The organism is Streptomyces sp. NRRL F-2664 (assembly GCF_000719345.1).
Lineage (GTDB): Bacteria > Actinomycetota > Actinomycetes > Streptomycetales > Streptomycetaceae > Streptomyces.
In genome coordinates this window covers 101,003-116,464 of sequence record NZ_JOFX01000019.1, presented here as the reverse complement: position 1 = coordinate 116,464, position 15,462 = coordinate 101,003, and the positions used below count along the sequence as shown (strand labels likewise).

The following is a 15,462-nucleotide window of genomic DNA, read 5'->3' as shown; positions in this document are numbered from 1 at the left end:
ACGCCGAGCTGCGCGACCACGGCCACCGGGTGGCGGTCGAACTGGCCCCGCCCGACGCCGACGCCCCGCTGGCGGACACGGCAGGCCGCCCCCACCCCGCTTTCGAGTGACACCCCCGCCCCACCGCCCCCCCGCGGCCCCGCCGCACCGGTCATGCTCCGGTCACCAGCCGCCGACCAGGCCCGGCCGCACCGCGACGCGGCGGCTCCGGGCCGCCGCCGGGAGACCCCGTGTACGTCCTGCTCGTCGCGAGCGCGTTCAACAGCCTCACCCAGCGAGTCCACGCCGAGCTGCGCGACCACGGCCACCGGGTGGCGGTCGAACTGGCCCTGCCCGACGCCGACGTCCCGCTGGCGGACACGGTACGCCGCCACCACCCCGACCTCGTCCTCGCGCCGATGCTGCGCACCGCCCTCCCCGCCGAGGTCTGGACCGCGTACCCCTGCTTCGTCGTCCACCCCGGACCTGTCGGCGACCGCGGCCCCTCCTCCCTCGACCACGCGGTCCAGGACGGCGAGGCCCGCTGGGGCGTCACCGTCCTGCAGGCGAACGCGGAGATGGACGCCGGCGACGTCTGGGCCACCGCCGACTGCCCGGTGCCCCCCGTCGGCAAGAGCGACCTCTACCGCGGCGAGATCGCCGACGCCGCCATGGAGGCCGTCCTGCTCGCCGTCGAGCGGTTCGCCTCCGGCAGGTACCTGCCGCACCCGCAGACCGACGGCGTCACCCGCCCGTACCTGCGCCAGGACGAGCGCCGCATCGACTGGGCGGCGGACACCACCGACCGCGTCCTGCGCGTCCTGCGCGCCGCCGACTCGCAGCCCGGCGTACGCGACCGCCTCCTCGGCGACACCTGGTACCTCCACGGCGGCCACCGCGAGGACGCCCTGCACGGCAGCCCCGGCGAACTCCTCGCCACCCGCGCCGGCGCCGTCTGCCGGGCCACCACCGACGGGGCCGTGTGGATCCCCGAGCTGCGCGCCCCCCGCTCGGCAGGGGCGCCGCCCACGCCGCGGCTGCCCGCGACGCTCGCCCTCGGGGACCGGCTGCCCCCGCTCCCCGAGCTCCCCGCCCCGCCGGACGGCGGACCGTACCGCCCCGCCTGGTCGGACATCGGCTACCACGAGGAGGGGCAGAGCGGCTTCCTGTCGTTCTCCTTCCCCGGCGGCGCCATGAGCACCTCGCACTGCCGCCGCCTGCTCGACGCGTACCGGACCGCCTGCACCCGCCCCACCACCGTCCTGGTCCTGGGCGGCGGCCGCGACTTCTTCTCCAACGGCATCCACCTGGGCGTCATCGAGGCCGCCGCCGACCCCGCCGAGGAGTCGTGGGCCAACATCAACGCCATCAACGACCTCGTCGAGGCCGTGCTCACCACCACGGACCGGCTCGTGGTGAGCGCCCTCGGCGGCAACGCCGCCGCCGGCGGAGCCATGCTCGCCCTCGCCGCCGACGAGGTCTGGTGCCGCTCCGGCGTCGTCCTGAACCCGCACTACCGCCTGATGGGGCTGTACGGCTCCGAGTACTGGACGTACACCCTGCCCCGCCGCGTCGGCCCCGGACCGGCGGTGCGCCTCACCTCCGATGCGCTGCCGCTGGGGGCCGCCGCCGCGCACCGGCTCGGACTGGTCGACCGTACGGTCGCCTGCGCCCCCGGGGACTTCGCCGCCGAGACGCAGAGCCTCGCGGTCCGGCTGGCCGGCCTGCCCGGGACCGCGTCCCGGATCGCCGCGAAGAAGGCCGACCGCGAGCTCAACGAGGCGCGCCGCCCGCTGGCCGCCTACCGGGCGGCCGAGCTGGCACGGATGCGGCGGACCTTCTTCGACCCCGACGCCCCCTACCACGCCCTGCGCCGTGCTTTCGTCCGCAAGGAGCCCCTTGGGGCGACCCCGCCGCACCTCGCCCGCGCCGCCGGGGACCGGCGCGCCGTCACTGGACCGGCCGTACAGGACGAGGCACCCGGGCCCGCGGGCTGTTAGCAAGAAACGTGGGGCCCACGCGGACCGTCTCCCCGGCCCCTCCCACACCCTGATCCCTCCCCGAGGAGGCAGCGCATGGCCGCAGTGACGAAGGACCCGGTCGAAGAGCCCGTGATCCACATCCTCTGGATCAACGCAGGCCTGAGCTGCGACGGCGACTCCGTGTCCCTGACGGCGGCGATGCAACCGAGCATCGAGGAGATCGTCACCGGCGCCCTGCCCGGTCTCCCCAAGATCGCCGTGCACTGGCCGCTGATCGACTTCGAATGCGGCCCGGTCGGTGGCGCGGACACCTTCATCGAGTGGTTCTTCAAGGGCGAGCGCGGCGAGATCGACCCCTTCGTCCTGGTCGTCGAGGGCTCGATCCCGAACGAGGCGATCAAGCCGGAGGGCTACTGGTGCGGTTTCGGCGACGACCCGGCGACCGGCCAGCCCATCACCACCAGCGAGTGGATCGACCGACTGGCCCCCAAGGCCCTCGCCGTCGTCGCCATCGGCACCTGTGCCACGTACGGCGGCATCCACGCCATGGAGGGCAACCCGACGGGCGCCATGGGCGTCCCCGACTACCTCGGCTGGGACTGGAAGTCGCAGGCCGGCATCCCCATCGTGTGCGTGCCCGGCTGCCCCATCCAGCCCGACAACTTCTCCGAGACCCTCACCTACCTGCTCTACCAGGCCGCGGGATCGGCCCCGATGATCCCCCTCGACGACAAATTGCGCCCCACCTGGCTCTTCGGCGCGACCGTCCACGAGGGCTGCGACCGCGCCGGCTACTACGAGCAGGGCCAGTTCGCCCACACCTACGACTCCCCGAAGTGCCTGGTCAAACTGGGCTGCTGGGGTCCCGTCGTGAAGTGCAACGTCCCCAAGCGCGGCTGGATGAGCGGCATCGGCGGCTGCCCCAACGTCGGCGGCATCTGCATCGCCTGCACCATGCCCGGCTTCCCCGACAAGTTCATGCCGTTCATGGACGAGCCCCCCGGCGCGAAGGTCTCCGCCACCGCCAGCGGGGCGTACGGGGCACTGGTCCGCAAGCTCCGGTCGGTCACCGCCCACACCGTGGACGAGGAGCCCAAGTGGCGGCACACCGGCAGCGCCCTGACCACGGGCTACCGCCCGCCCTGGTGACGCGTCGTCCCGCCCCCCCCCGCGGACACGCCCCGAACCCCCGAACGCCCCGAAGCACGGAACGCACCGAAGAAGGGTCACGGCAGACACGATGGCACCGAACACGAAGGCGGCCGGCGACGGCAGCGGCCTGGTGGAGATGGCTTGGGATCCGATCACCCGCATCGTCGGCAGTCTCGGTATCCACACGAAGATCGACTTCAAGCAGAAGCGCGTCGCGGAGTGCTACAGCACCTCGTCGGTCTTCCGCGGCTACAGCGTCTTCATGCGCGGCAAGGACCCCCGCGACGCGCACTTCATCACCAGCCGCATCTGCGGGATCTGCGGTGACAACCACGCCACCTGCTCCGTGTACGCGCAGAACATGGCCTACGGCGTCAAGCCGCCGCACCTCGGTGAGTGGATCATCAACCTGGGCGAGTCCGCGGAGTACATGTTCGACCACAACATCTTCCAGGAGAACCTGGTCGGGGTGGACTACTGCGAGAAGATGGTCCGCGAGACCAACCCCGGCGTCCTGGAGCTGGCCGAGCGCACCGAGGCCCCGCACGCCGGCGACCACGGCTACCGCACCATCGCCGACATCATGCGCTCCCTCAACCCCATCGAGGGCGAGTTCTACCGCGAGGCCCTCCAGGTCAGCCGCTACACGCGCGAGATGTTCTGCCTGATGGAGGGGCGCCACGTGCACCCCTCCACGCTCTACCCGGGCGGCGTCGGCACCATCGCCTCCGTCCAGCTGTTCACGGACTACATGAGCCGCCTCATGCGGTACGTCGAGTTCATGAAGCGCGTCGTCCCGCTCCACGACGACCTCTTCGACTTCTTCTACGAGGCCCTGCCCGGGTACGAGGAGGTCGGCCGGCGCCGGGTGCTGCTGGGCTGCTGGGGCGCCCTCAACGACCCCGAGCACTGCGACTTCACCTACGCCAACATGACCGACTGGGGACGGAAGATGTTCGTCACCCCCGGCGTCGTCGTGGACGGCAAGCTCGTCACCAACGACCTCACGCAGATCAACCTCGGCATCCGCATCCTGCTCGGCAGCTCGTACTACGACGACTGGGAGGGCCAGGAGCAGTTCGTCACGCACGACCCGCTCGGCAACCCGGTCGACCCCCGCCACCCGTGGAACCAGCACACCATCCCGGCCCCGCAGAAGCGGAACTTCGAGGACAAGTACAGCTGGGTGATGTCGCCCCGCTGGTTCGACGGCAAGGACCACCTCGCCCTCGACACCGGGGGCGGCCCCATCGCCCGCCTGTGGTCCACGGCCCTCTCCGGCCTCGTCGACGTCGGCTACGTCCAGGCGACCGGGCACAGCGTCGTCATCAACCTGCCCCGCACGATGACCAAGCCCGAGACCCGCTTCGAGTGGAAGATCCCGAAGTGGAGCAACGCACTGGAACGCAACCGCGCCCGCACCTACTTCCAGGCGTACGCGGCCGGCATCGCCCTGCACTGCGCCGAGCAAGGCCTCGCCGAGGTCCGCGCGGGCCGCACCCAGACCTGGGAGAAGTTCGAGGTGCCGGACGAATCCATCGGCGCCGGCTTCACCGAGGCCGTGCGCGGCGTCCTCTCCCACCACATGGTCATCCGCGACGGCAAGATCGCCAACTACCACCCCTACCCGCCGACGCCGTGGAACGCGAGCACCCGCGACACCTTCGGCACACCCGGCCCGTACGAGGACGCCGTGCAGAACACCCCGATCTTCGAGGAGAACACCCCGGAGAACTTCAAGGGCATCGACATCATGCGCGCCGTGCGCAGCTTCGACCCCTGCCTGCCCTGCGGTGTCCACATGTACGTCGGCGGCGGCCGGACCGTGAAGACCATGCACGTCCCCACCGGCCTGAGCGGACTGGGCGGATGAGCGCGGCCGTCGACGCCCGGGAGGCGGGCCGCCGCGTGGAGGAGGTCCTCGACCGGCTGGCCGCCACCGGGAACCGCGAGGCGTGCGCGGCCGCCGAGGAACTGGTGCGGGCGCTCATGGAGTTCTACGGGGCCGGGCTCACCCGGTTCGCGGCGGAGATCGGGGAGGCGCCGCTGGCGGCCGCCGCCGCCGACGAGCTCGTGGCGAGCATGCTCTCCCTGCACGGCCTGCACCCGGAGGACGTGCACACCCGGATCGGCCGCGCCCTCGCCGGAGCGCCCGAACCGGTGGAACTGCTCGGCTTCGACGAGGGCACCGGTGTCCTGCGGCTGCGCCCGGCGGCCGCCCCCGCCGGCTGCGGCTGCGGATCCGGCGGCGCCGACTCCGCCCGGCGGTCCCTGGAGGACGCCCTGGCCTGCTTCGCCCCCGAGGTGACAAGCGTGGAGATGGAGCCCGCCCCGGACCGGCAGCCCCCGCTCCTGCAGATCGGCACCCGGCCGCACAGCCCGGCGCGGGTACCGTGACCGGGCCCGCTGTCCCACCCGTGACGGGGCCCGCCGTCCCCCACCTGACCGAGCCCGGGGCGCGTACGCAGGGCCTGCGGGGGCTGCGCCGGTTCACCGGGCCGCGCCCGCCGCGGCCCGAGACCTGCGAACTGTGCGGGGTGGCGGTGCCCGAGGGGCACCGCCACCTGGTGGAGACCGAGCAGCGGGCGCTGGTGTGCGCCTGCACCGCCTGCTCCCTGCTGTTCGACCGCCCCGGCGCCCGGACCGGCCGCTACCGGGCGGTCCCCGACCGCTATCTGTCCGACCCGGAGCACCAGCTCGACGAGGGTCTGTGGGAACGGCTCCGGATCCCTGTCGGCGTCGCCTTCTTCTTCCGCAACGCCGCCCTGGACCGCCTGGTCGCGCTCTATCCCAGCCCGGCCGGCGCGACGGAGAGCGAACTCGACCCGCAGACGTGGCAGCAGGTCCTGGACGGCGGCCCGCTGGCCGCCCTGCTCGAACCGGACACGGAAGCACTGCTCGTGCACCGCTGGGAGGGCCGCTCCGGCTGCTACCTGGTGCCCATCGACGCCTGCTACGCACTCGTGGGCCGGATGCGGAAGCTGTGGCAGGGCTTCGACGGCGGGGCCGAGGCACGCGCCGCGCTGGGCGCTTTCTTCGACGACGTCGAGCGGCGGGCCAGGCCCGTCGCAGCCATGGGAGACCGGTCATGACGGGCTTCGCCTTCTCCTGCACCGGGGTCCGCGCCGACCCGTACGCCGCCGGGCCCACCCTCGTCTTCCGGTTGCGGATCACCGCCGATCCCGGCACCCGTGTGCACGCCCTGGCACTGCGCTGCCAGATCCGTATCGAACCGGCCCGGCGCGGCTACGGCCCCGCCGAGGCGGACGGCCTCGCCGACCTCTTCGGCGAACGCTCCCGGTGGGGCACCACCCTCCAGCCGGTGCAGTTCGCCCAGGTGGCGGTCATGGTGCCCGGCTTCACCGGAGAGACCGAGACGGACCTGGCCGTGCCCTGCACCTACGACATGGACATCGCCGCGACCCGCTACTTCGAGGCCCTCCGGGACGGCGAAGCACCGCTGCTGCTGTTGTTCTCCGGCACCGCCTTCACCGGCGACGGCGGCTTCAACGTCGAGCCGGTGCCCTGGGACTGCGAAGCCGCCCACCGGATGCCCCTGGCCGTCTGGCGGGAAATGATCGAGCAGCACTTCCCCGGGTGCGGCTGGCTCCGGCTGCCCCGCGACACCATGGCCGAGCTGCTCGCCTACCGCTCCCGCCATGCGCTCGCCTCCTGGGAGGCGACCGTACGCGCCCTGCTGGACACGGCCGACCCGGCGCAGCCGCCCCCGCCCGGGGCACTCCGGCTCGGTGCGCTGCGCCCGCGCCCCACCGAGAGGACGGCCCCGTGACAGCGACCGACGACTCGGTGGCGACGACGGCCGGTGCACGGTCCACGGCCACCGCCGCGGACCCCCGCTTCGACGCGGCCCGGCAGGTGGCCGACGCCGTCCTGTTGGAGGGGTACGTGCTGTACCCCTACCGGGCGTCCGCCGCCAAGAACCGGATGCGCTGGCAGTTCGGGGTCCTCGTACCCCCTGCCTGGGGTCCCGCGCACGGCGAGCCCGCCTTCCAGCAGACCGAGATCCTGATGGAGCCCAGGGGCGACGCGACGCTCACCCTGGAGCTGCGCTTCCTGCACGCGCAGCGACGCACGGTGCAGCGGGCCCTGGAGGGCGGCGGGTTCACCGAGGTCGACGAGCTGCACCTGGCCGACCGGGTCCTCGTCCCCTGGGACGAGGGCACCGAGGAGCACGTCGAGCTGACGGTGCGGGTGGCGGAGTTGGCCGGGGACGGGGTCGTGGTCCCGTTCGCCCGCCCCGCACGCGACGACATCGAGCCCGTCCTCGACACCGACGGCCGGACGGCGGGCCGCCTGCTGCGGCGCACCGAGGAGGTCGAAGGCGTCCTGCGGCTGCGTGCTGTGGAACTGGACGGCGCTTACCGGGTGTTGCGGCTCACGGCCGTCGTGGAGAACACCAGCCCGTGGGCGCCCTCCGCCACCACGGGCGCCGGATCCGACGCCCCGGCCGCCGGGCGGGAGGCGGCCCTGCCCCGCTCGCTGGTCGCCGCCCACCTGCTGCTGGGCCTCGACTCCGGCTCCTTCCTGTCCATGACCGACCCGCCCGAGTGGGCCCGCGAGGCCGTTGCCGCCTGCGACAACCGCCACACCTGGCCGGTGCTCGCCGGCGCGGCGGGCCGCGCCGACGTGGTCCTGTCCTCGCCGATCATCCTGGAGGACCACCCGGCCATCGCCCCCGAGAGCGCCGGCGCCATGTACGACGCCACCGAGATCGACGAGATCCTGGCCCTGCGCACGGCGGCCCTGACCGACCGCGAGAAGCGCGAGGCGCGCGGCACCGACGCCCGGGCGGCCGCCGTCGTCGACCTCGCCGACTCGCTGCCGCCCGAGGTGCTGGAACGCCTCCACGGCGCCGTACGCTCCCTCCGCGAGGTCACCGGCCCCGAGGCTGCGGAGCCGATCGCCGAGATCCCGGACGGGGAAGCCGTGTTCCGGCCCGACACCCCCTGGTGGGACCCGGCCCGGGCGGACACCGCCGGACCGCCGTGCGACCGGGTCACCGTCGACGGCGTCGCGGTCGGCCCGGGCAGCCGAGTCCTGCTCCGGCCCGGACCGCGCCGCACCGACGCGCAGGACCTCTTCCTCCACGGCCGCGCCGCCCTGGTCGAGGCCGTGCTGCACGACGTCGACGGGGGAGTGCACCTCGCCGTCACGGTGGAGGACGACCCGGGCGCGGACATCCGCCGCGAACAGGGCCGCTTCCTCTACTTCCAGCCCGACGAGGTCACCCCGCTGGAGGACGCGTGAACCCCAGGAGCGTCCTGATCGCGGGCATCGGCAACGTCTTCCTCGGCGACGACGGCTTCGGCGTGGAGACCGTGCGGGCGCTGTCCGCGCACGAACTGCCGGACGGCGTCGAAGCGGTGGACTTCGGCGTGCGCGGGGTCCACCTCGCCTACCAGCTCCTCGACGGCTACGACACGCTCGTCCTGGTCGACGCCACCGCCCGCGGCGGCGCACCGGGCACGCTGTACCTCATCGAGGCGCAGGTGCGGGCGGAGGCCGGGGCGCCGTCCCCGGCCGAGGTCGGCACGGACGCCGGGGCCTCGGGCCCGCAGGCCGCAGGCCCCGGTGAAGGGCCCGTGCTCGACGGCCACCACATGTCACCCGACACCGTCCTCGCCCTCCTGGACACCCTGTGCGCCGGGACCGGCGCCACCCCGCCACGGCGGACGCTCGTCCTCGGCTGCGAACCGGCCTGCGTCGAGGAGGGCATCGGACTGAGCGCCCCCGTGGCCGCCGCCGTGCCGGAGGCCGTCCGCATGGCCCTGGATCTGCTGGACCCCCACCGTCCGGCCCCCGACGAGCACGGCGCACCCGGCCGCGAACTGAGGAGAACCCCATGAAGAAGGCCGTCATCGGCGGGGCCGCGGTTGCCGCCGTTCTCGCCGCCGTGGTGTTGCAGGTCCTCCCCGACATCCGGCGCTACCTCCACATCCGCCGGATGTGAACCCGGTGCGCCGCATCCCCCGCCGAACGGCGTACGGGGGGTGCGGCGCACCGGCGTGCCCGCCCGCCGCACCCCCGTCCCGCCGGTGTAATGAGCCCCGGCAGGACGGAGTCCGATGCACGAGATGTCGATCGCCATGGCCGTCGTGGGCCAGGTGGAGGAAGCCGCCGGGGCGGCCGGCGCGCGCGCCGTCACGTCCGTACGGCTGCGGGTGGGCGAGTTGGCGGGAGTGGTGCCCGACGCGCTGGCCTTCTGCTTCGAACTGGCCTGTGCCGGAACGGTGCTGGCCGGCGCGGAGCTCGTCACCGAATCCGTGGCGGCCCGCGCCCGCTGCGCGACCTGCCCCGGCACCTGGGCCGTGGGGATGCCCCCCGAACTGTGCTGCCCCCGCTGCGGGAGGGCCACGGACGTGGACCTGCTGTCCGGCCGCGAGCTGGAGATCCTCAGCGTCCGCTGGGAGGACGGCCCCGCCGGCACCCGTACCCGCGAACCCATTTCCGAGGAGGCCTGAACATGTGCCGAGTGGTCGATCTGCGGCAGGCGGTACTCGCCAAGAATGACGGCGCCGCCCGGGCCCTGCGCGACGGCCTCGCCGCCCGCGGTACGACAGTGGTCAACCTGCTCTCCAGCCCCGGCAGCGGGAAGACGGCGCTCCTGGAGCGCGAACTGCTCCTGGCGCGCGAGCGGTCGGTGCCCGTGGCCGCACTCACCGCGGACCTGGCCACCGAGAACGACGCGCGGCGGCTGGCACGCTCGGGGGTGCCGGTCAAGCAGGTCCTCACGGATGGGCTGTGCCACCTGGAGGCGGGGATGCTCGCACGGCACCTGGACGGCTGGCTGCCCGAGGACACCCGGCTGCTCTTCGTGGAGAACGTGGGCAACCTGGTCTGCCCGGCGAGCTACGACCTGGGGGAGTCCCTGCGGGTGGTGCTCGCCTCGGTGACCGAGGGCGAGGACAAGCCGCTGAAGTACCCGACCGCCTTCGGACTGGCGCAGCTGGTGGTCGTCACCAAGACCGACATCGCACAGGCCGTCGCATTCGACGAGGCGGCCTTCCGCGCCCACGTCGAACGGGTCAATCCCGGTGTCGAGATCGTCATGACGTCGGCCCGCGAGGGGCAGGGCCTGGGCCTCCTGCTGGACCGGGCGCTGGCGGCCGGGGCGGGAAGCGGGACGCACACCCCGGTGATGGCCCGCGGGCAGCAGACCCCCCGCCACGAAGCCGGCCACGCACACGGAGACGGCCACCTGCACGGGCACGGAAACGGCCACCTGCACGGGCACGAGGGCGACCCCGGGTCCGGCCACCACCACCACCAGCACGGGGCGGGCCCTGCCCACACCCATGGCCACACCCACGGCCGCACCCCCGACTCCGACCCCGGCTCCGGCGCCGACCACGAGCACCAGCCCGCCGCGCAGACCCGCTGATGGAGCCGGTGCAGCGCCGCCGGGTCACCGTGCGCGGCGTGGTCCAGGGCGTCGGATTCCGTCCGTACGTCTACACCCGCGCGACCGGACTCGGCCTCGCCGGGCACGTCACCAACACCCCCGAGGGCGTCGTCGCCGAGGTGGAGGGCGCTCCGGCGGCCGTCACACGGTTCTGCGAGCACCTTGCCGCGGACGCGCCGCCGCTGGCCGTCGTCGACGCCGTCGACCACCACGAGGTACCCGTGGCGGGCGGCGCCGGCTTCACCATCATCGCCTCCCGCACCGGCGGCCCCGCCCGCACGCTCGTCTCCCCGGACGTGGCCACCTGCGCCGACTGCCTGGCCGAACTCGCCGACCCCGCCGACCGCCGCCACCGACACCCGTTCATCACCTGCACCCACTGCGGGCCGCGGTTCACCATCGTCACCGGGCTGCCGTACGACCGCGCGCACACCACCATGGCCCGCTTCCCCCTGTGCCCCGACTGTGCCCGCGAGTACACGGATCCCACCGACCGCCGCTTCCACGCCCAGCCGGTCGCCTGCCCCGCCTGCGGCCCCCGGCTGGCCCTGCTCACCGGGCACCCGCCCCGTGAGGCCGCGGAAGGCGACGCCGACCCGATCGCCGGGGCCCGCCGGCTCCTGGCCGCCGGGGCGGTCCTCGCCGTGAAGGGCCTTGGCGGCTACCACCTCGCGTGCGACGCCACCCACCCCGGCGCCGTCGCCGAGCTGCGCCGCCGCAAGGCCCGCGGTGACAAGCCCTTCGCCCTCATGGCCCGCACCGTCGCCGACGCCGAGCGGCTCGCGCACGTCGGGCCCGAGGAACGCGCCCTGCTCCAGGGCGCCGTCCGGCCCATCGTGCTGCTGCGCCGCCGTGCCGCCGAGGACCGCGGGGGCGACCCCGGCCCCGTGCCCGCCGAGGGCGTGGCCCCGCGCTGTCCCGACCTCGGCGTGATGCTCCCGTACACCCCCGTCCACCACCTGCTCCTCGGGCTGCCCGGAGACCCGCCCGGTCCCCGGCTGCTCGTCATGACCAGCGGGAACCTCGCGGGCGAGCCCATCGTCACCGACGACGACGAGGCCCTGGAGCGGCTCGCCGGGCTCGCCGACGCCTGGCTCACCCACGACCGCCCCATCCACGTGCCGTGCGACGACTCCGTGGTGCGGGTCTGCGACGGCGAGACCCTGACCGTACGGCGCGCCCGCGGCTACGCGCCGCTCCCCGTGGCCCTGCCCGTGCCGGTCCCCGCGACCCTCGCGGTGGGCGGCGACCTGAAGAACACCTTCTGTCTCGGCGAGGGCCGCCGGGCCTGGCTGTCCGCCCACATCGGCGACATGGACGACCTCGCCACCCAGTACGCCCTGGAACGGGCCGAACGCCAACTGGAGTCCATCACCGGCGTCACCCCCGGGCTGCTGGCCGCGGACCGCCACCCGGGCTACCGTTCGGCCCAGTGGGCACGGCGCACCGCCGGATCCCGGCCGCTCGTGCGCGTACAGCACCATCACGCCCACATCGCCTCCGCCCTGGCGGAACACGGCCTGGACGGCACGCGCCCGGTCATCGGCGTCGCCTTCGACGGCACCGGCTACGGCGACGACGGCGCGGTGTGGGGCGGCGAGGTCCTCCTCGCCGACTACGCCGGATACACGCGCTTCGCCCACCTCGGCTACGTGCCGCTGCCCGGCGGTGACGCGGCCGTGCACCGCCCGTACCGGATGGCCCTGGCCCACCTGCGGGCGGCCGGCCTGCCCAGGACCCCGGACCTGCCCTGCACCGCCGCCTGCCCGCCGGACGAACTGCGCGTACTGGAAAAGCAGTTGGAGCGCGGACTGAACTGCGTCCCGACCTCCAGCATGGGGCGCCTCTTCGACGCCGTCTCCTCGCTGGCGGGCGTCTGCCACCACGCCGGCTACGAGGCGCAGGCCGCCGTCGAACTGGAGGCGGCGGCCCTCGGAGCGCGCGGCACCGCGCCCGACTACGCCTTCGCCCTGCGCGTACCGCCGTCCCACCCCGGGAGGGGTACGGCCGGCTCCGCCCCGGTGGTCGCCGACCCGGCCCCGCTGCTGGCGGCCGTCGCGGCCGACGTACGCGCGGGCACGGACCCGGCGCTGATCGCCGCCGGCTTCCATGCCGGGGTCACCGCCCTCGTCGCCGACCTCTGCGTCCTGGCACGTGAACGGCACGGCCTGGACACCGTCGCGCTGACCGGCGGCGTGTTCGCCAACACCCTGCTGTCCTCGGGGTGCGCGCGGACGCTGCGCGCGTGCGGGTTCACCGTCCTGCGCCACGGCCGGATCCCCCCGAACGACGGGGGGCTGTCCCTCGGCCAGCTCATGGTGGCGGCCGCCGCCACCCCCGAGCCCCACCCACAGCAAGGAGAAGCCCATGTGTCTGGCGGTACCCGGCAGAGTGCTTGACATCGGGGAGAAGGACGGCACCCGCATGGCTACCGTCGACTTCGGCGGCGTGCAGAAGGAGGTGTGCCTGGAGTACCTGCCCGACCTCCGGGTGGGCGAGTACGCCATCGTCCACGTCGGCTTCGCCCTCCAGCGCCTCGACGAGGAGTCCGCCCGCCAGACCCTGGCGCTCTTCGAGGAACTCGGCATGTTGCAGGAGGAGTTCGGGGACCCCTGGGAGCAGGCCGCCGCCCAGGCCGGGGCCGACGCCCCCTGGCCCTTCGCCGACGGACCGTCCGCGGGGGGCGCCGCCACCGCACCGCTGCGGGAGGGCCCGCAGTGAAGTACATCGACGAGTTCCAGGACCCGGCCCTCGCGCGCCGGCTCCTCGACGACATCCACGCCACCGTGACCCGGCCTTGGGCCCTGATGGAGGTGTGCGGGGGCCAGACCCATACGATCATCCGGCACGGCATCGACCAACTCCTGCCGGACATGGTCGAGTTGATCCACGGGCCGGGCTGTCCGGTGTGCGTCACCCCGCTGGAGGTCATCGACAAGGCACTGGAGATCGCCTCCCGCCCCGATGTGATCTTCTGCTCCTTCGGGGACATGCTCCGGGTGCCCGGCACCGGCCGCGACCTCTTCCAGGTGCGCAGCGAGGGCGGCGACGTACGCGTCGTCTACTCCCCGCTCGACGCCCTGCGCATCGCCCGGGAGAACCCGCAGCGCCAGGTCGTGTTCTTCGGCATCGGCTTCGAGACCACCGCTCCGCCCAACGCCATGACGGTGCACCAGGCGAAGCGGCACGGCATCGGCAATTTCAGCCTGCTCGTCTCCCACGTCCGGGTTCCCCCCGCGATCGAGGCGATCATGCGGTCGCCGAGCTGCCGCGTCCAGGGCTTCCTGGCCGCCGGGCACGTGTGCAGCGTCATGGGCGTGGGCGAGTACCCGGAGCTGGCCGCGCGCCACCGCGTCCCCATCGTCGTCACGGGCTTCGAGCCCCTCGACATCCTGGAGGGCGTACGCCGGGCCGTGCGGCAGCTGGAACGCGGTGAGCACACCGTCGACAACGCGTACGCGCGTGCCGTCCGCCCGGAGGGCAACCCGGCGGCCCTGGCCATGCTGGAGGACGTCTTCGAGGTCACCGACCGGGCCTGGCGCGGCATCGGCGTCATCCCGGGCAGCGGGTGGCGCCTGTCCGACCGCTACCGCGACTTCGACGCGGAACACCGCTTCGAGGTCACCGGCATCACCACCCGCGAGCCGGACCGGTGCCGCAGCGGCGAGGTGCTCCAAGGGCTGCTGAAACCGCACGAGTGCGAGGCCTTCGGCACCCTGTGCACCCCGCGCAGCCCGCTCGGCGCCACGATGGTCTCCAGCGAGGGCGCCTGCGCCGCGTACTACCTCTACCGGCGGCTGGAACTCAAGCCCGTGCCCGCTGCCGCGACCACCCCGCAGGAGGCGAGCCCCGTTGTCTGACACCGGTACCACCCTCGACATCACGGGCTGGACCTGTCCGGCGCCGCTGCGCGACCGCCCGCGGGTGGTGATGGGCCACGGAGGCGGTGGAGCCCTCTCGGCGGAGCTCGTCCAGCACCTCTTCGCACCGGCCTTCGGCGGTGACGTGCTGGCGCAGCTGGGGGACTCGGCCGCCGTCACCCTCGGGGGCGTACGGCTGGCCTTCTCCACGGACTCGTACGTGGTGCGGCCGCTGTTCTTCCCGGGCGGCGGCATCGGTGACCTCGCGGTCAACGGCACCGTCAACGACCTGGCCATGAGCGGGGCGAGCGCGGCGTACCTGTCGTGCGGCTTCATCCTGGAGGAGGGCGTGGAGATGTCCGTGGTGGCGCGGGTCGCCGAGACCATGGGCGCCGCCGCCCGGGCGGCCGGCGTGGAGATCGCGACCGGCGACACCAAGGTCGTCGAAGCGGGCCGCGGCGACGGGGTCTACATCAACACGGCGGGCATCGGGATCGTCCCCGACGGCGTGGACCTGCGCCCGCAGCGGGTCGTGCCCGGCGACGTCGTGATCGTCAGCGGCGAGATCGGCCTCCACGGAGTGGCGATCATGAGCGTCCGCGAGGGCCTGGAGTTCGGCGTGGACGTGCAGAGCGACTGCGCGGCCCTCGGCGGTCTCGTCCGGAGCATGCTCGCCGTCACCCCCGACCTGCACGTCCTGCGCGACCCCACCCGGGGCGGCCTCGCCGCCTCGCTGAACGAGATCGCGGCCGCCTCCGGCACCGGCGTGGTGATCCACGAACGCAGCGTCCCGGTCCCCGCGTCCGTCGCGAACGCGTGCGCCATCCTCGGTCTCGACCCGCTGTACGTCGCGAACGAGGGCAAGCTCGTCGCGTTCGTGCCGCGCGAGCACGCCGACGCCGTACTGGATGCCATGCGCGCCCACCCGCTGGGCCGCGGGGCGGTGGTGATCGGCGAGGCCGTCGACGCCCACCCGGGCCTGGTGGTGGCCCGCACCGCCCTCGGCGGCACGCGCGTGGTCGACCTGCCGGTCGGGGAGCAGCTGCCGCGCATCTGCTGACGCGCC

Annotated in this window: 15 protein-coding genes; all 15 read left to right on the top strand. The window is 73.9% G+C overall.

Annotated features, from left to right (window positions below; genetic code table 11):
• Window positions 1-230 precede the first annotated feature (230 nt).
• Complete coding sequence (locus IF89_RS0118325) at window positions 231-1,979, top strand: enoyl-CoA hydratase-related protein (RefSeq protein ID WP_030768734.1); 1,749 nt, start codon at window positions 231-233, stop codon at window positions 1,977-1,979.
• Window positions 1,980-2,054: 75 nt separating this feature from the next.
• Window positions 2,055-3,110, top strand: coding sequence for a hydrogenase expression protein HypE (locus IF89_RS0118320; protein ID WP_030768732.1), 1,056 nt, complete (start codon window positions 2,055-2,057; stop codon window positions 3,108-3,110).
• 91 nt (window positions 3,111-3,201) lie between these two features.
• Window positions 3,202-4,986, top strand: coding sequence for a nickel-dependent hydrogenase large subunit (locus IF89_RS0118315; protein ID WP_030768729.1), 1,785 nt, complete (start codon window positions 3,202-3,204; stop codon window positions 4,984-4,986).
• Window positions 4,983-5,510, top strand: a complete 528-nt coding sequence (locus IF89_RS0118310; RefSeq protein ID WP_030768727.1) for a hypothetical protein — start codon at window positions 4,983-4,985, stop codon at window positions 5,508-5,510. The genes IF89_RS0118315 and IF89_RS0118310 overlap by 4 nt, the downstream gene beginning before the upstream one ends.
• 20 nt (window positions 5,511-5,530) lie before the next feature.
• Window positions 5,531-6,205, top strand: a complete 675-nt coding sequence (locus tag IF89_RS0118305) for a DUF5947 family protein (protein WP_234327798.1) — start codon at window positions 5,531-5,533, stop codon at window positions 6,203-6,205.
• Entirely contained in the window at window positions 6,202-6,903 is a 702-nt protein-coding gene (locus IF89_RS0118300) for a DUF6084 family protein (protein ID WP_030768723.1), read from the top strand. Before IF89_RS0118305 ends, IF89_RS0118300 begins: the two co-directional genes overlap by 4 nt.
• Window positions 6,904-6,920: 17 nt before the next feature.
• Window positions 6,921-8,381 carry a hypothetical protein gene (locus IF89_RS0118295; RefSeq protein ID WP_030768721.1) on the top strand — a complete coding sequence of 487 codons (1,461 nt, stop codon included), beginning with the start codon at window positions 6,921-6,923 and terminating at the stop codon, window positions 8,379-8,381.
• Window positions 8,378-8,980: a hydrogenase maturation protease gene (locus IF89_RS0118290; RefSeq protein ID WP_051807227.1), complete on the top strand. Its 603-nt coding sequence runs from the start codon at window positions 8,378-8,380 to the stop codon at window positions 8,978-8,980. Before IF89_RS0118295 ends, IF89_RS0118290 begins: the two co-directional genes overlap by 4 nt.
• Complete coding sequence (locus tag IF89_RS49630) at window positions 8,977-9,084, top strand: DUF6893 family small protein (RefSeq protein ID WP_420706932.1); 108 nt, start codon at window positions 8,977-8,979, stop codon at window positions 9,082-9,084. The genes IF89_RS0118290 and IF89_RS49630 overlap by 4 nt, the downstream gene beginning before the upstream one ends.
• A gap of 115 nt (window positions 9,085-9,199) precedes the next feature.
• Entirely contained in the window at window positions 9,200-9,595 is a 396-nt protein-coding gene (locus tag IF89_RS0118280) for a hydrogenase maturation nickel metallochaperone HypA (RefSeq protein ID WP_030768713.1), read from the top strand.
• A 2-nt stretch (window positions 9,596-9,597) separates the two neighbouring features.
• The gene (hypB, locus tag IF89_RS0118275) at window positions 9,598-10,515 is read left to right on the top strand and encodes a hydrogenase nickel incorporation protein HypB (RefSeq protein WP_051807225.1); all 918 of its coding nucleotides are present in this window, start codon (window positions 9,598-9,600) and stop codon (window positions 10,513-10,515) included.
• Window positions 10,515-12,935 (top strand): carbamoyltransferase HypF, encoded by a 2,421-nt coding sequence (hypF, locus tag IF89_RS0118270; protein ID WP_051807223.1) that lies wholly within the window; start codon window positions 10,515-10,517, stop codon window positions 12,933-12,935. The genes hypB and hypF overlap by 1 nt, the downstream gene beginning before the upstream one ends.
• The gene (locus IF89_RS38085; protein ID WP_051807221.1) at window positions 12,904-13,257 is read left to right on the top strand and encodes a HypC/HybG/HupF family hydrogenase formation chaperone; all 354 of its coding nucleotides are present in this window, start codon (window positions 12,904-12,906) and stop codon (window positions 13,255-13,257) included. The genes hypF and IF89_RS38085 overlap by 32 nt, the downstream gene beginning before the upstream one ends.
• A complete protein-coding gene (gene hypD / locus IF89_RS0118260; RefSeq protein ID WP_030768698.1) occupies window positions 13,254-14,396 on the top strand; it encodes a hydrogenase formation protein HypD in 1,143 nt (380 codons plus the stop codon). The genes IF89_RS38085 and hypD overlap by 4 nt, the downstream gene beginning before the upstream one ends.
• Window positions 14,389-15,456, top strand: a complete 1,068-nt coding sequence (gene hypE, locus IF89_RS0118255; RefSeq protein ID WP_030768697.1) for a hydrogenase expression/formation protein HypE — start codon at window positions 14,389-14,391, stop codon at window positions 15,454-15,456. The genes hypD and hypE overlap by 8 nt, the downstream gene beginning before the upstream one ends.
• Window positions 15,457-15,462 lie beyond the last annotated feature (6 nt).